General features: G+C 62.3%; 15 protein-coding genes and 1 pseudogene. 7 read left to right on the forward strand and 9 right to left on the reverse strand.

What is annotated here, in order from left to right:
* Both NTD88_RS26435 and NTD88_RS26440 read right to left on the reverse strand, forming a co-directional pair.
* Positions 1-483 (reverse strand): GreA/GreB family elongation factor, encoded by a 483-nt coding sequence (locus NTD88_RS26435; RefSeq protein ID WP_262128052.1) that lies wholly within the window; start codon positions 481-483, stop codon positions 1-3.
* Position 484: 1 nt separating this feature from the next.
* Positions 485-922 carry a hypothetical protein gene (locus NTD88_RS26440; protein ID WP_262155437.1) on the reverse strand — a complete coding sequence of 146 codons (438 nt, stop codon included), beginning with the start codon at positions 920-922 and terminating at the stop codon, positions 485-487.
* Between the two features lie 136 nt (positions 923-1,058).
* Here NTD88_RS26440 and earP point away from each other — a divergent pair, with 136 nt between their 5' ends.
* The gene (gene earP, locus NTD88_RS26445) at positions 1,059-2,186 is read left to right on the forward strand and encodes an elongation factor P maturation arginine rhamnosyltransferase EarP (RefSeq protein ID WP_262155436.1); all 1,128 of its coding nucleotides are present in this window, start codon (positions 1,059-1,061) and stop codon (positions 2,184-2,186) included.
* Between the two features lie 48 nt (positions 2,187-2,234).
* On the forward strand, positions 2,235-2,804 hold the full coding sequence (locus tag NTD88_RS26450) for an elongation factor P (protein ID WP_095155577.1): 570 nt from the start codon (positions 2,235-2,237) through the stop codon (positions 2,802-2,804).
* A gap of 60 nt (positions 2,805-2,864) precedes the next feature.
* Here NTD88_RS26450 and NTD88_RS26455 read toward each other — a convergent pair whose 3' ends face one another.
* The 3 genes from NTD88_RS26455 to NTD88_RS26465 all read right to left on the reverse strand — a co-directional run bounded on the left by NTD88_RS26455 (position 2,865) and on the right by NTD88_RS26465 (position 4,925).
* The gene (locus NTD88_RS26455) at positions 2,865-3,284 is read right to left on the reverse strand and encodes an organic hydroperoxide resistance protein (protein WP_095155578.1); all 420 of its coding nucleotides are present in this window, start codon (positions 3,282-3,284) and stop codon (positions 2,865-2,867) included.
* 169 nt (positions 3,285-3,453) lie between these two features.
* Positions 3,454-3,915, reverse strand: coding sequence for a MarR family winged helix-turn-helix transcriptional regulator (locus NTD88_RS26460; RefSeq protein WP_095155579.1), 462 nt, complete (start codon positions 3,913-3,915; stop codon positions 3,454-3,456).
* 47 nt (positions 3,916-3,962) lie between these two features.
* Positions 3,963-4,925, reverse strand: coding sequence for a LysR family transcriptional regulator (locus tag NTD88_RS26465; protein ID WP_262155435.1), 963 nt, complete (start codon positions 4,923-4,925; stop codon positions 3,963-3,965).
* Between the two features lie 110 nt (positions 4,926-5,035).
* Between NTD88_RS26465 and NTD88_RS26470 the strand changes: the two genes are divergently transcribed.
* Both NTD88_RS26470 and NTD88_RS26475 read left to right on the forward strand, forming a co-directional pair.
* On the forward strand, positions 5,036-5,785 hold the full coding sequence (locus tag NTD88_RS26470) for a sulfite exporter TauE/SafE family protein (RefSeq protein ID WP_262155434.1): 750 nt from the start codon (positions 5,036-5,038) through the stop codon (positions 5,783-5,785).
* 80 nt (positions 5,786-5,865) lie between these two features.
* Positions 5,866-7,107 carry a winged helix-turn-helix domain-containing protein gene (locus NTD88_RS26475; RefSeq protein ID WP_262155433.1) on the forward strand — a complete coding sequence of 414 codons (1,242 nt, stop codon included), beginning with the start codon at positions 5,866-5,868 and terminating at the stop codon, positions 7,105-7,107.
* On the opposite strand, the gene NTD88_RS26480 is transcribed toward NTD88_RS26475, so the two are convergent.
* Positions 7,088-8,434, reverse strand: coding sequence for a class II 3-deoxy-7-phosphoheptulonate synthase (locus tag NTD88_RS26480; protein ID WP_262155432.1), 1,347 nt, complete (start codon positions 8,432-8,434; stop codon positions 7,088-7,090). The genes NTD88_RS26475 and NTD88_RS26480 overlap by 20 nt on opposite strands.
* A gap of 138 nt (positions 8,435-8,572) precedes the next feature.
* On the opposite strand from NTD88_RS26480, the gene NTD88_RS26485 reads away from it, so the two are divergent.
* Together NTD88_RS26485 and NTD88_RS26490 are read left to right on the forward strand one after the other, a co-directional pair.
* Positions 8,573-9,325, forward strand: a complete 753-nt coding sequence (locus tag NTD88_RS26485) for a spermidine synthase (protein WP_095155584.1) — start codon at positions 8,573-8,575, stop codon at positions 9,323-9,325.
* Between the two features lie 319 nt (positions 9,326-9,644).
* Positions 9,645-11,340: pseudogene (locus tag NTD88_RS26490) on the forward strand (DEAD/DEAH box helicase).
* A gap of 76 nt (positions 11,341-11,416) precedes the next feature.
* On the opposite strand, the gene NTD88_RS26495 reads toward NTD88_RS26490, so the two are convergent.
* Positions 11,417-12,184 carry a DODA-type extradiol aromatic ring-opening family dioxygenase gene (locus tag NTD88_RS26495; RefSeq protein WP_262155431.1) on the reverse strand — a complete coding sequence of 256 codons (768 nt, stop codon included), beginning with the start codon at positions 12,182-12,184 and terminating at the stop codon, positions 11,417-11,419.
* Positions 12,185-12,288: 104 nt separating this feature from the next.
* Between NTD88_RS26495 and NTD88_RS26500 the strand changes: the two genes are divergently transcribed.
* The gene (locus NTD88_RS26500; protein ID WP_262155430.1) at positions 12,289-12,942 is read left to right on the forward strand and encodes a thiopurine S-methyltransferase; all 654 of its coding nucleotides are present in this window, start codon (positions 12,289-12,291) and stop codon (positions 12,940-12,942) included.
* A gap of 56 nt (positions 12,943-12,998) precedes the next feature.
* On the opposite strand, the gene htpX is transcribed toward NTD88_RS26500, so the two are convergent.
* Positions 12,999-13,886 (reverse strand): protease HtpX, encoded by an 888-nt coding sequence (htpX, locus tag NTD88_RS26505; RefSeq protein ID WP_095155587.1) that lies wholly within the window; start codon positions 13,884-13,886, stop codon positions 12,999-13,001.
* A 213-nt stretch (positions 13,887-14,099) separates the two neighbouring features.
* Positions 14,100-15,311: a pyridoxal phosphate-dependent aminotransferase gene (locus NTD88_RS26510; RefSeq protein WP_262155428.1), complete on the reverse strand. Its 1,212-nt coding sequence runs from the start codon at positions 15,309-15,311 to the stop codon at positions 14,100-14,102.
* Positions 15,312-15,410 lie beyond the last annotated feature (99 nt).

Below are 15,410 nucleotides of genomic sequence, written 5' to 3' on the forward strand. Positions count from 1 at the left end.
TTACCAGGCGCTGACGACTTCCTGAACCTGCCGGCCATTGCCCAGCACCAGGGTGATTTCATCACCTTCGAATTTGCCCAGCAGTTGCTGGCCCAGTGGCGAGCGCGGGGTGATCACGGTGACTTTCGATGGCCCCGTGCCGATCTGCAGGCCGGCCGCTTCCGGCCCGAGAAACAGCAACTGCTGATGGCCTTGAGCGTCTTCCAGTTGCACCAGATTGCTGATCTGGATGCCACGCTCGGGGTCGTAATCACGCATCGTCAGTTGCTGATACGCCTTGCACGCCTGACGAATCTCTTCCATGCGTCGGGCCTGGCCGGTGGCAAGGTAGGAGGCTTCCAGGCTCAGGGTGTCGTACTTGTTCTCGGCGATGTTTTCTTCCGCCGTGGCCGTTTCATAGGCGGTCTGGGCAGCGCGCTGGATCATGTCCAGGTCAATCTCCAGGCGCTCGATGATGGCTTTCAGCAAATCGGTCTTGTTCATTTCAGTGGCAGAACTCAAGGACATTGGCCCGGCTTTTCTCGTTAGGAGCGGTGCGGTCTTGTTGCAGCCAGAACTGGCACCTGGGGTTGGACAGGTTGCGCGGATTTTCCTCGGCATGCCTCTGCGCATCATCGATCTGCTGGGTACGCAGGGCTTGCTGGTACTGGTCGAACATCTGGTTCTGTTCCGGCGATTGTTCCTGCGCGCCCGGCAGACGGGCCGGTGCTGGCAAGCGGGCTGGCGCGGCGGGTGGTGGTGTTGCGGGCTGGCTGATCACTGCGGCCAGCGGCTCATGCAGGGACGGCACAAATTGCCAGGCGGCCCACAACGTCAGGCCGATAGCGACAACGCCGAGCCACAGGCCCAGTGCCACGCCGAGGGCAAGCGGCAGGATCTTGTGGGAAATTTTCAATTCGCGACGACGCGCTCGGTAGGACATTGCAGCCTCCTGGCCAGGACAGGGACGGGATTGTCGCACGACAGAAGCTGGTTTCCGTTGCCGGCAACACTTTTGTCTGCGCTCGAATATCAGGACAATCGGCGATTATTCGTTTGCGGTGCAAGAGGTGCCTGATATGAAGCCGAGCTGGGATATCTTCTGCTGCGTCGTCGACAACTATGGTGACATCGGCGTCACCTGGCGCCTGGCCCGACAACTGGTGGCCGAGCATGGGCTGAATGTGCGGCTGTGGGTCGATGAGTTGAACGCGTTCGCTCGCCTGTGTCCGGAAGCCGATCCGCAGGCGGAGCGGCAGTATTGGGAGGGCGTGGAGGTTTGTCGCTGGGATGCCGAGTGGCAGCCGGTGGCGGTGGCCGATGTGGTGATCGGGGCGTTCGCCTGTCAGATTCCGCAGCCTTATATCGATGCGATGGTCCAGCGGGAAACGCCCGCGTTGTGGCTGAACCTTGATTACCTCAGTGCCGAGGACTGGGTCGAAGGCTGTCATGGTCTGCCGTCACCTCAGGCGAACGGCTTGCGCAAGGTGTTCTTCTTCCCCGGTTTTACGCCGCGCACCGGCGGCCTGCTGCGCGAAGCCGGCTTGCTGGAGCGGCGCGAGGCGTTCGAGCGGGGCGAGCGCGAGGCGTTTCTGCAACGGCTGGGCATCGCGCCTGAGCCCGGAGCGCGGCTGCTGTCGCTGTTCGCTTATGAGAATCCGGGGCTGGCGAGCTGGCTGCAGGTGCTGTCCGAGGACAGCCGGCCCAACCATGTGCTGGTGCCGGAGGGGCGGGTGCTTGGCGATGTGCGCAGCTGGCTGGGGCTGGACGAACTGGGGGTTGGCGAGGTGCATCGGCGCGGGGCGCTGACGGTGCAGATCCTGCCGTTCGTCCGCCAGGACGACTACGACCGGCTGCTCTGGAGCTGCGACTTCAACGCGGTGCGGGGCGAGGACTCCTTCGTCCGTGCGCAATGGGCGGGGCGGCCGCTGCTCTGGCATATCTATGTGCAGGAGGAGTACGCGCATTGGGAGAAGCTCGAAGCATTTCTCGATCTCTACACGCCGGGTTTGTCGGCGCCCGCAGCGGTGGCGCTGGTCGAGTTGTGGCGCGCCTGGAACATGGATCGCGATATGGGCGAGGCGTGGAAAGCGCTGTTGCAACACTGGGACGAACTGGCCGCTCATGCCCGTAAATGGTGCTCGGAACAGGCCGCTGGACCGGACCTTGCCACGACGCTGGTACAGTTTTACCGAAATTGGATATGATACGCGGCCTCGATTTTTATAAATCCATCCAAATTCGGATACTTCGTAATGAAAACTGGTAAAGAGCTGAAACCCGGTACCGTACTGCGGATCGACAACGACCCGTGGCTGGTGCAAAAAGCTGAGTTCACCAAATCGGGTCGTAACAGCGCGATCATGAAGACCAAGCTGAAGAACCTGCTGACCGGCTACAAGACTGAAACCGTCTACTCTGCCGATGACAAGCTGGACGACGTGATCCTGGATCGCAAAGAAGCGACCCTGTCGTTCATCAGCGGTGACACCTACACCTTCATGGACACCACCGACTACACCATGTACGAGCTGAACGCCGAAGACATCGAGGCCGTTCTGCCGTTCATCGAAGAAGGCATGACCGACGTCTGCGAAGCCGTGTTCTTCGAAGACCGTCTGGTTTCGGTTGAACTGCCGACCACTATCGTTCGCCAGGTTGACTACACCGAAGGTTCCGCCCGTGGCGACACCTCCGGCAAGGTCATGAAACCTGCCAAGCTGAAGAACGGTACCGAATTGAGCGTTGCTGATTTCATCGAAATCGGCGACCTGATCGAGATCGACACCCGCGAAGGTGGTTCCTACAAGGGCCGCGCCAAGTAAGACTGGCGGCTTCGCAAAAAACCCGGCCTTGGCCGGGTTTTTTTATGCCTGGAAAACGCTTCAGACACTGACGTGCAAGCGCACATCGACGTTGCCGCGAGTGGCGTTGGAGTACGGGCACACCTTGTGTGCGGCGTCCACCAGAGCCTGGGCGTCAGCGTGTTCCAGGCCAGGCAGGCTGATACGCAGGTCGATGTCGAGACCGAACCCGCCTTCGATCTGGCCGATGCCTACTTCTGCAGTGATCGCAGCATCTGCTGGCAGTTGGCGTTTGCCTTGTGCTGCAACGAACTTCAGCGCGCCGATGAAGCAGGCCGAATAACCGGCGGCAAACAGTTGCTCGGGGTTGGTTGCTGCGCCGCCGGCACCGCCGAGTTCCTTGGGCGTAGCCAGTTTCACGTCGAGGATACCGTCGTTGGAAACGGCACGGCCGTCGCGGCCACCGGTGGAGGTTACGTGTGCGATGTAGAGCGATTTCATGGAGGTGTCCTCTAACGTTGATCGTGTGTGGCGTCGTGTGTGGCGCCGTCTGGGTACGGAGATAAAGTTAGTTCACAAATATTTAGTGCGCAAGATAAATTTCCGAATTTTTCCCAACGGTCGTTGCGACGGGGCTGGTCATCAGGCCAGAAACCCCTTCGCAGAGCGGTCAGAGACTTTTTTGCAGGTTGTCGCGCAGCTCCAGCAATTGCGCCTGCAGGGCCTTGAGGCGTTCAACCGACTGGCCGCTGGCGCCGAGAATGCAATGCGGCACGCGGCGGGCCTGTTCCTGCAAGGCGCGCCCGGCATCGGTGAGTTCGACGATCACCACGCGCTCGTCTTCGCGGCTGCGGGTGCGCTTGAGCAGGCCCTCGGCTTCCAGGCGCTTGAGCAGCGGGGTGAGGGAGCCGGGATCGGTGAGCAGGCGATGGCTGATCTCGCCGACGGTCAACGCGTCCTGTTCCCACAGCACCAACATGGCCAGGTACTGTGGATAAGTCAGTCCCAGCTCGTTCAGCAGTGGCTTGTAGACCTTGGTCATCAACAAAGAGGTGGAGTGCAGGGCGAAGCACACCTGATTGTCGAGCAGCAACTCGTCGCAGTTGTCGGAGGCTTTGGTGTCAGCGTTCATGCAAATCCTTTTCTTCGGTGGACCCTTGGATGTTAGCACGCAAGATTTTAGTGCGATCGCCAGCTCAGTTCGCTCTGTAGGGCCAGATCCCAGGGCGGAACCGGGCTGAAGCGGCTCTTGAGGAATTCGAGCAGCAAACGGCTCCGAGAGTTCGTTTCATGTTCCAGGCGCAGTGCGTAGATGCCACTGGTTTCGGCTTGCGGCAGGCCGTTTTCGCAGAACAGCGGCAGCAATTCGCCGCGCAGCAGGTACTCGCTGACCAGCCAGGTGGGCAAGTGGGCGATGCCGAGGCCGGCGAGGGCGCCGAACAACAGGGTTTCCGCGTTGTTGGCGGTCATGCGCATGCGCGAGGGGCGGAACACCCGCATCTGTCCGTCCACCTCGAAGCGCCAGGCAAATGGCGGGGCCAGGCCGTCCCAGTCCAGGCCGTCGTGTTGTACCAGTTCGACCGGGCTGGCCGGCACGCCGCGTTGACGCAGGTAGGCCGGACTGGCGCAGGCGATGCGCACCATGTACGCCAATGGCGTGGCCACCAGCCGGGTGTCGGCCAGCGGGCCGGCGCGCAACACCAGATCTACCTCGCCCAAGTGGGAGCCGTGCATGTCGACGAAACTGTCGATCAGGCGTAACTGCACGTCCAGGCCCGGGTAGGCGACCAGGAAATCGGCGATCGCCGGCGCCAGGTGCCGGCGCCCGAAGGCTGCGGGGGCGTCCATGCGGATCAGGCCTTCCGGCGCATTGCTGAGCGACACCGCTTCCGCCCGGGCCAGCCGCAGTTCTTCGACGATGCGCCGGGCCCGCTCGGCGAAGGCGACGCCGGCCGGGGTCGGGCGTACCGCGTGGGTGCTGCGCACGAACAGGCGGCTACCGACCGCGTTTTCCAGATTGTCGATGCGTCGCGCTACTGCCGACGGCGTCAATGGATGGCGGCGGGAGGCGGCGGAAAAGCTGCTGGTTTCCAGCACATCGAGGAACAGAGTGAGCTGTTCGGTCAGGGCATCGGGATTCATCAGTGGGCTCGCTTATGCGAAATCGGCAAAGCCATTGTGCGTTGCTGTGCGTTTCCCCGCTAGACCGGTCCCGGTAGCATGCCGCGATTGGTTATTGAATCGAGGCCGGCATGATCGAGTGGTTGATGTATATCGTCCTGGGCGCAGCCTTGGGCACGGTGGGAGGGTTGTTCGGCATTGGTGGTGGTCTGATCGCGATTCCGGCGTTGGGCGTGTTGTTCGGCCTGGATCAGCAACTCGCCCAAGGCACGGCGTTGGTGATGGTGGTGCCCAATGTGATGCTGGCGCTGTGGCGCTATCACCAGCGCAACCGCATTGAGTTGCGCCATGCGTTGCCGCTGGCCGCCGCCGGTTTTGTCTTCGCCTGGCTCGGGTCGATCGGGGCGGTGGGGCTGGACGCGAGGGCGATGCGCATTGGTTTCGTGGCGTTTCTGGTCGCGCTGGCAGCCTGGAATCTGTTGCGGATGTTCCTGCGCAGCAAGCCAGCGTCCAGTGAACTGCGCCATCCGTGGCCATGGCTGGGCGTGCTCGGCAGTTTTTCCGGGGTGATGGGCGGTCTGTTCGGCGTGGGTGGCGCAGTGGTGGCGACTCCGGTGCTGACCAGCGTTTTCGGCACTACTCAGGTGGTCGCTCAAGGCCTGTCGCTGGCGCTGGCACTGCCCAGTACCGCCGTGACCCTGTTCACCTACGGCGTGCACCAGCATGTCGACTGGGCCATGGGCATTCCGCTGGCAGCCGGCGGCCTGCTCAGCATCAGTTGGGGCGTGAAACTGGCCCACGCCATGCCGGAAAAAGTTCTGCGCTCGCTGTTTTGCGGCTTCCTGGTGGTCTGCGCGTTGATGCTGGGGTTCAAGATCTGATCGCTGCTGCTGCAAGAAAATGAGTCGCCGCCCCGGTGTTCCGCGGCTACTGTAGTGGGCCTGTTCACAAGGAGTCAGGCATGCCCACCGCGCAGTCCTTTTCGCTGAGCCAGGCGCGACGCCTGGCACTCACCGCCCAGGGATTCTCCCGCCCGCCGCTCGGCCAACCGCCGGGCACCGCGCAACTGGCGCGCATGCTGCGGCGTTTGGGTGTGGTACAGATCGATTCGGTCAACGCGCTGGTGCGCTCCCACTACCTGCCGCTGTTTTCCCGTCTGGGCGATTATTCCTCTGAAACCTTCGATCAATTGGCCTGGGGCCGTGGCCGTCAGCGCAAGCTGTTCGAGTATTGGGGGCATGAAGCGTCGTTGCTGCCGCTGGAACTGTATCCGCTGCTGCGCTGGCGCATGCAGCGCTCGCGGCAGGGCCAAGGCATCTATCGGCAACTGGCGGAATTCGGTCTCGAACAGCAGGCGACTATTGCTCGGGTGCTCGCCGCGGTAACCGAGCAGGGCGCGCTGGGCGCCGGCAGCCTCTCGACTCGCCAGGAGCGCGCCGGGCCGTGGTGGGACTGGAGCGCTGAAAAGCTCGCGCTGGAATGGCTGTTCGCCGCTGGCGAGGTCACCGTCGCCGGCCGTCGCGGCTTCGAGCGGCTTTACGATCTGCCGGAACGGGTGCTGCCGGCGTCGTTGCTCGCGCAGCCGGTTCCCGATGAAGCCGAGGCCCAGCGCGGTTTGCTGTTGCACGCGGCACAGGCGCTGGGCGTGGCGACCGAGAAAGACCTGCGTGACTACTTCCGCCTTTCGCCCGCCGACAGCCGTCAGCGCTTGCCCGAGTTGGTCGAGGACGGTCGCTTGCAGCGTTGCCAGGTTCAGGGCTGGTCCCAGCCGGCTTACTGCCTCGATCGCCCGCGCATACCGCGCAAGGTCGAAACCAGTGCCTTGCTGTCGCCTTTCGACTCGTTGGTGTGGGAGCGTGACCGCACCGAACGGCTATTCGATTTCCGCTACCGGCTGGAAATCTACACCCCGGCGCACAAGCGCGTTTACGGCTATTACGTGTTGCCGTTCCTGCACCACGAACGGATTGCCGCGCGGGTCGATTTGCGCGCCGAACGTGCGCACCAGCGTCTGGCTGTGTACGCGTTGCACGAGGAACAACAGGGGCTGGATGAGCAGGGGATAGAGGCCCTGGCCGTCAGTCTCTGGCGACTGGCGGGCTGGCTGGGCCTGGAGCGGGTGCAGATCAATTGTGCCCGGGCCGGCACCGCGCGTTTGCGCGCAGCGCTGGCCCGGGTCGAACTCAGCGGCGAACCTGCTTGAGGGTTTCGGCGATGAGGAATGCCAGCTCCAGCGACTGATCGGCGTTCATCCGCGGGTCGCAATGGGTGTGGTAGCGGTCGGACAGGGCGTCTTCGGTGATCGGCCGGGCGCCACCGATGCATTCGGTGACGTTCTGCCCGGTCATCTCGATGTGGATGCCGCCAGCATGGGTGCCCTCGGCCTGGTGCACCTGGAAGAACTGCTTCACCTCGCTGAGAATCTGCGCGAAGTCGCGGGTCTTGTAGCCGCTGCTGGCCTTGATCGTGTTGCCGTGCATTGGGTCCGAGCTCCACAGCACCTGGCGACCTTCGCGCTCGACACTGCGGATCAGCCCCGGCAGGTGATCGCCGACCTTCTCCGCGCCCATGCGCACGATCAGGTTCAGCCTGCCCGGATCGTTGGTCGGGTTGAGAATGTCGATCAGGCGGATCAGGTCTTCGGTATTCATGCTCGGGCCGACCTTGACCCCGATCGGGTTGTTCACCCCGCGCAGGAATTCGACATGGGCGCCGTCCAGCTGGCGCGTGCGATCGCCGATCCAGAGCATGTGCGCCGAGCAGTCGAACCAGTCACCGGTGAGGCTGTCCTGGCGCACGAAGGCTTCTTCGTAATTCAGCAGCAGCGCTTCGTGGGCGGTGAAGAAGCTGGTCTCGCGCAGTTGCGGCGAGCTGTCCATGCCGCAGGCGCGCATGAACGCCAGGGTTTCGTCGATGCGGTCGGCCAGTTGGCTGTATTTCTCGGCAAGGGCCGAGTTGGCGATGAAGTCCAGGTTCCACTTGTGCACCTGGTGCAGGTCGGCGAAACCGCCCTGGGCGAAAGCGCGCAGCAGGTTGAGGGTGGCGGTGGCCTGGTGGTAGGCCTGCAGCAGACGCTCGGGGTCGGGCACCCGGCTCGGCTCGTCGAAGGCGATGCCGTTGACGATGTCGCCGCGGTAGGCGGGCAGGGTGATGCCGTTGATGGTTTCGTCATTGGCCGAGCGCGGCTTGGCGAACTGTCCGGCCATGCGCCCGACTTTCACCACCGGGCAGCCGGCGGCGAAGGTCATGACGATCGCCATCTGCAGCAGCACCTTGAAGGTGTCGCGGATTTTCGCCGCCGAAAACTCGGCAAAACTCTCCGCGCAGTCACCGCCTTGCAGCAGGAAGGCCCGGCCCTGGGTGACTTCGGCGAACTGCCGGCGCAGCTCGCGGGCTTCCCCGGCGAAGACCAGCGGCGGGTAGCTGGCCAGGGTCTGTTCGACCTTGAGCAGGCGCGCGGCGTCGGGGTAGGTCGGTTGTTGCTGGATCGGCAAGGCGCGCCAGCTATCGGGACTCCAGGGTTGGCTCATCACAGGCTCTGTCTTGTTATCGCAAAGAAGCGGAAAGGTCTGCCGCCATGCTATCACCAGGCACACGCCTTGTTGCACTGGACACATTGGCGGACAATGGCGCCTTTTGCTTGGGCACGCAGGTTGCCGGGAGACAGCATGACAGACCGGGAAGAGCGGCTGCTGGCGCAGGTCCACGATCAATTCGGCACCATCAGTGTGTTCGAGGTCGAGGACTACCGCTTTCTCGAATTCGGCGAAGCGATCGAGCAAAGCTGCGTCTTTACCGCTGACCCGAGCTGGCTGGAATACGACTACACCCGCGCCATGTTCATTGGCGCGCTGTGCCATGAGCTGCCGGAAAGCGCGCTGTTTCTCGGCCTCGGTGCCGGCACGCTGACCCAGGCCTGCCTGAAGTTCCTGCCGCTGGAGGACGTCGAGGCCATCGAGCTGCGTCCCGACGTGCCGCGCCTCGCCATCGAATACCTCGGTCTGGATGACGACCCGCGTCTGTATATCCGCGTCGGTGATGCGATGGAACTGCTGCCAACTGCGGAAATGGCTGACCTGATTTTCGTCGATCTCTACACCGACCACGGCCCGGGCGTTGCGCATCTGGCCTGGAGCTTCCTGGAAAACTGTCAGAAACATCTGAATCCGGGCGGCTGGCTGGTGATCAACCAGTGGGCCGGCGATGACGGCAAGCCACTGGGCGCGGCACTCCTGCGCGGGCTCTACCATCGTCATTACTGGGAGCTGCCGGTGAAGGAGGGCAATGTGATCCTGCTGGTGCCGGCCGACCTCGACCAGACCCTTGACCAGGCCGGCCTGCGGGCCCGCGCCGAGGCCCTGGCGCCGCGCCTGGGCTACTCGCTGCAACCGTTGATCGAGGTGATTCGTCCGGCATCCTGAATAAAACGTTTCAGCTATCAGCCCCAGTGTCAGGCACTCCTGGGGCCTTGGAGTTCGGCAAGGCTTGTCGTTCCAAGGCTTGCGCTCGTCGTTTTCCGAAAAAAGGTCTCACGGAGGCGACAAAATCGGGTATAGTGCGCGCCGGTCTTTCAACGGACCTCGTTCAAGTCGTGCAATTCCCGAAGTCAGCTTCGGCTGCGCGTCCGCATCGCGGACTCTTCTTGGACGTTCTTTTATCTTCAATCGTTTTCGCAAATCCCCGCCGACAAAGCTGCCAGGGTGACCTTCGGGTCTTACAAGGCATGTGCAGCTTTGGAGCATGGGTCTTTGCGGATGCACTTAGAGGCAGACCCATGACCCAGGAAATCGGCGGCTTCGCCGCTCTCAATCTTCACCCAAGTATTGTTGCCGCCGTAATCGCTACTGGCTACGAAGAGCCTTCGGCCATTCAGCAACAATCCATCCCGATCATTCTCGCCGGTCATGACATGATCGGCCAGGCGCAGACCGGTACCGGCAAAACCGCCGCTTTCGCTCTGCCCATCCTGAATCGTATCGACCCGAGCAAGCGCGAGCCGCAAGCCCTGATCCTGGCGCCAACCCGTGAGTTGGCGCTGCAAGTAGCCACCGCTTTTGAAACCTACGCCAAGCAGATGCCGGGCGTTACCGTGGTGGCTGTATATGGTGGTGCCCCGATGGGCCCACAACTCAAAGCAATCCGCAACGGCGCGCAAATCGTCGTCGCTACCCCTGGCCGTCTGTGCGACCACCTGCGTCGCGACGAGAAAGTCCTGGCTACCGTGAACCACCTGGTTCTCGACGAAGCCGACGAAATGCTGAAACTGGGCTTCATGGATGACCTGGAAGTCATCTTCAAGGCCATGCCGGAAAGCCGTCAGACCGTTCTGTTCTCGGCCACCCTGCCTGCCTCGATCCGTGCCATCGCCGAGCGCCACCTGCGCGAGCCGAAGCACGTCAAGATCCAGACCAAGACCCAGACCGTAACTGCCATCGAGCAGGCTCACCTGATGGTCCACGCCGACCAGAAGGTTTCCGCCGTCCTGCGTCTGCTGGAAGTCGAGGAATTCGACGCGCTGATCGCTTTCGTGCGCACCAAGCAGGCCACCCTGGATCTGGCGAGCGCTCTTGAAGCCAAAGGCTACAAGGCTGCTGCACTGAACGGTGACATCGCCCAGAACCAGCGTGAGCGCGTTATCGACTCGCTCAAGGATGGTCGCCTGGACATCGTCGTCGCTACCGACGTCGCTGCCCGTGGTCTGGACGTACCGCGCATCACTCACGTGTTCAACGTTGACATGCCGTACGACCCGGAATCCTACGTTCACCGTATTGGCCGTACTGGCCGTGCCGGTCGCGAAGGCCGTGCCCTGCTGCTGGTCACTCCACGTGAGCGCCGCATGCTGCAGGTGATCGAGCGTGTTACCGGTCAGAAAGTTGCCGAAGTTCGCCTGCCGAACGGTCAGGCCGTTCTTGATGCCCGCATCAAGAAACTGACCAACAGCCTGGCGCCGCTGGTTGCTGACGCTGAATCGACCCATGGTGATCTGCTGGATCGCCTGACCGCCGATATCGGTTGCAGCCCACGTGCCTTGGCCGCTGCGCTGCTGCGCAAGGCCACCAACGGTCAGGCCCTGACCCTGGAAGCTGTAGAGAAAGAGCAGCCGCTGGTTCCGACCTCCGCTCCGCGCGAGCGTACCGGTGAGCGTTCGGAGCGTGGCGAGCGTGAGCGTCGTGCGCCGATCCCGCTGGGTGAAGGCCGTGCGCGTTGCCGTACCGCTCTGGGTGCTCGCGATGGTATCGCCGCGAAAAACCTGCTGGGCGCGATCCTCAACGAAGGCGGCTTGGCCCGTGAAGCTATCGGTCGCATCCAGGTGCGCGACAGCTTCAGCCTGGTTGAACTGCCGGAAGATGGTCTGGAGCGTCTGCTGACCAAGCTCAAGGACACCCGCGTTGCCGGTAAGCAGCTGAAACTGCGCCGTTATCGCGAAGACTGATCCGCGAGTAAATAAAAAATCCCCGACTGGTTCGGGGATTTTTTTTGCCTGTGAGATGACGGAAGGTTGGGCAAGGTCAATCGAAGCGGTAGATGTCCATTCCCAGCGCACCTAGCGTAAAGCCCTGGTGTTCGATGCCGAATCGTTCACCAGCGGCCCGGGCGAAGTACAACGGCAACAAGTGCTCATCGCTTGGATGGTTGCGCACGGCGAAGGGCGCCTGGCGCCGATAGTCGAGCAGAGCGGCGCTATCATTGGCTGTCAGTTTTTCCACCATCCAGTCACGAAACGACAGGGCCCAGGGCGCGGCGCCGTTATCCCTGGCGCGCCAGTCCAGCTCGCCCAGGTTGTGAGTGATGCTGCCGGAGCCGATCAACAACACGCCTTCTTTCCGCAGCGGGGCCAGGGCACGACCCACGCGCTCCTGGAAGGCCGGGCCGAGCAGGCTGGGCAGGGAAACCTGCACCACCGGAATATCGGCCGCCGGGTACATCAGCGACAGCGGGACCCAGGCACCGTGGTCGAACGGGCGCTTTGGATCGAGGCCGGTGGGCAGGCCGGCGTCTGCAAGCATCGCGACCAGGCGCTCAGCCAGTACGGGGTCGCCGGGCGCCGGGTACTGCACGGCGTACAGCGCTTGTGGAAAACCACCGAAGTCATGCCAGGTGGCGGGATTTGGGGCGCTGGTCACCCAGAGGTCGTGGCTTTCCCAGTGTGCCGACACCACCACGATGGCTTTTGGCCGAGGCAGTTCGGCAGCCAGTCGGGCCAGGGCCGGGCCGCTTTCGCCCGGTTCCAGGGCCAGCATGGGAGATCCGTGGGAAATGAACAGGCTGGGGAGCATCTCGGAAGTCCTGAGGGTTATGATGGCCACCATCTTCAGGCAGATCATTGATCTAAATCTAATATAAGTTTTCGCAGTATTTGATCGAATTATTCGAGGTCGGCATGCACGCGGATTTTTGGCACAAGCGCTGGGAGCGCAACCAGATCGGTTTCCATCAGGAGCAGGTCAATTCCTATCTGGCGCAGTACTGGCCGTCACTGGGTATCAACGCTGGTGGGCGGGTGTTGGTGCCATTGTGTGGCAAGAGCCTGGATCTGGCCTGGCTGGCGGGGCAGGGGCTGCGGGTGCTGGGGGTGGAATTGTCGCAGCGTGCCGTGGAGGGCTTTTTTGCCGAGCAGCAACTGGAGCCTGAGCGCTTCGAGCATGGCGCCTTCACTTGCTATCGCAGTGAAGGCATCGAGCTCTGGTGCGGAGACTTTTTCCAGTTGAGCGCCGCCGATGTGGCTGATTGCGTCGGCCTGTACGACCGCGCCGCGCTGATCGCCCTGCCATCGGAGATGCGCGAGCGTTACGCAGCGCATCTGAATGTGATCCTGCCTACAGGCTGTGGGGCTGTGCTGGTGACCATGGATTACGATCAGTCACAACTGGACGGGCCTCCGTTCGCCGTCACCGATGACGAGGTGCGGCGACTGTTCACGCCGCGTTGGCAGATCCTCGCCGAGGACGAGCAGGACATTCTCGGCCAGAGCTGGAAGTTTCTCCAGGCGGGCGTCAGCCGGTTGCTGGAGCGGGTCTACGTCCTGCGAGGCTGAGGCGGGATGAAAAAAGGGCGACCATTGCGGGTCGCCCTTTTTCGTTTCAGTGTCGCTTAGCCGCGACGGCGCAGTGCTTCGATGCGTTCTTCCAGCGGCGGGTGGCTCATCAGCAGGCCAGCCAGGCCCTGCTTCAGGCCGCCGTTGATGCCGAAGGCATTCAAGGTGCTCGGCATCTGCACCGGTATGCCCTGTTCCGAGCGCAGGCGCTGCAGTGCGCTGATCATCGCGCCAGTACCGGCGAGGCGGGCACCTGCGTCGTCGGCGCGGTATTCGCGTTTGCGCGAGAACCACATGACGATGATGCTGGCGAGGATGCCCAGGATCAGTTCGGCAACGATGGTCGCGACATAGTAGGCAATGCCCTGGCCTTCTTCGTTCTTGAAGATAACCTTGTCGACGAAGTTGCCGATGATCCGCGCGAAGAACATCACGAAGGTGTTCACCACGCCCTGCACCAGCGCCATGGTCACCATGTCGCCATTGGCGACGTGGCCGATCTCGTGGGCCAGCACTGCACGGACTTCGTCGCGCGAGAAGCGCTCCAGCAAGCCCTGGCTGACCGCGACCAGCGCGTCGTTGCGGTTCCAGCCGGTAGCGAAGGCGTTGGCCTCGTAGGCCGGGAAGACACCCACCTCCGGCATCTTGATACCGGCATTGCGCGACAGCTCCTCGACGGTCTGCAGCAGCCATTGCTCATGACCGGTGCGCGGCTGGGTGATGATCTGGGTGCCAGTGCTCATCTTCGCCATCCACTTCGAGATGAGCAGCGAGATCAGCGAGCCGGCGAAGCCGAACACCGCACAGAACACCAGCAGTTGATCGAGCTTGAGGTCAACCCCGTTTGCCGCCATGAACCCATTGAAGCCGAACAGGCTCAGGGTGATGCTGGCGACCAACACGACCGCAAGGTTAGTGGCCACAAACAGCAAAATGCGCATCATGGTTGTTACGTTCTCCTGACGGATAGATATGTAGCGTATGCGGGTATATAAGGTGCGCGCCTTTGGGATTCAACCGAGCGACTATTTCAAACTGTGTACATGTCAGGGAGACGGACACACCAATCCAACCCGCGGTCCAGAGCCGCAGGTAGGAAAGGGGGAAGTGATAGGGGAAAGTACCTGCGCCTTTTCAGACACAGGTATGACTGTAGGCTACTGCTGATAAGTCTTCAGGAAATTTCCGATGCGACCGATGGCCTGCTCAAGATCGTCGACGCGCGGCAAGGTCACCACGCGGAAGTGATCTGGCCACGGCCAGTTGAAGGCGGTGCCCTGGACGATCAACAGTTTTTCCGAGAGCAGCAGGTCGAGGGCGAATTTCTCGTCGTTCAGGATCGGACAGACTTTCGGGTCGATCCGCGGGAACGCATAAAGCGCACCCATCGGCTTGACGCAACTGACGCCCGGGATGTCGTTGAGCAGTTCCCAGGTACGGTTGCGCTGTTCCAGCAGGCGGCCTTGCGGTAGGACCAGGTCGTTGATGCTCTGGTAACCGCCAAGGGCGGTCTGGATGGCGTGCTGGGACGGCACGTTGGCGCACAAACGCATGTTGGCCAGGATGTCGAGGCCTTCGATGTAGCTCTGGGCGTGTTGCTTGGGCCCGGAGATGATCAGCCAGCCGGAGCGGAAACCGGCCACGCGGTAGGACTTGGACAGGCCGTTGAAGGTCAGGCAGAGCAGGTCCGGTGCCAGGGATGCGCTGCTGATGTGCACGGCTTCGTCGTAGAGGATCTTGTCGTAGATCTCGTCGGAGAACACCACCAGGTTGTGCTGGCGCGCCAGTTCAAGCATGCCCAGCAGCACTTCGCGCGAGTACACGGAGCCGGTGGGGTTGTTCGGGTTGATGATCACCATGGCCTTGGTGTTGGGGGTGATCTTGGCCTTGATGTCTTCCAGGTCAGGGAACCAGTCGGCCTGCTCGTCGCACAGGTAATGCACAGGCCGGCCGCCGGCCAGGCTGACCGCAGCGGTCCACAGCGGGTAGTCCGGGGCCGGGATCAGCACTTCGTCGCCATTGTTGAGCAGGGCCTGCATCGACATCACGATCAGTTCGGAAACGCCGTTGCCGAGGTAGATGTCCTCGATGCCGACACCGTCGATCTGCTTCTGCTGGCAGTACTGCATGACCGCCTTGCGGGCGCTGAACAGGCCTTTGGAGTCGCTGTAGCCCTGGGCGGTCGGCAGATTGCGGATCACATCCTGGAGAATTTCTTCTGGCGCCTCGAAGCCAAAGGGCGCGGGGTTGCCGATATTCAGCTTGAGGATGCGATGGCCTTCCTCTTCCAGTCGCTTGGCGTGCTTGAGCACCGGGCCGCGAATGTCATAGCAGACGTTGGCGAGCTTGTTCGATTTGCTGACCTGCATGATGTGATCCCGTTTGGAAAAGATCGCCGCGCACTGCGCTTTGAAAAGGTTTGAAATGCGAGTAACGCGGGTGCCAGACTGACGCCTGAATTGAGGCGC

It is taken from the genome of Pseudomonas sp. 20P_3.2_Bac5, from assembly GCF_025466035.1.
Lineage (GTDB): Bacteria > Pseudomonadota > Gammaproteobacteria > Pseudomonadales > Pseudomonadaceae > Aquipseudomonas.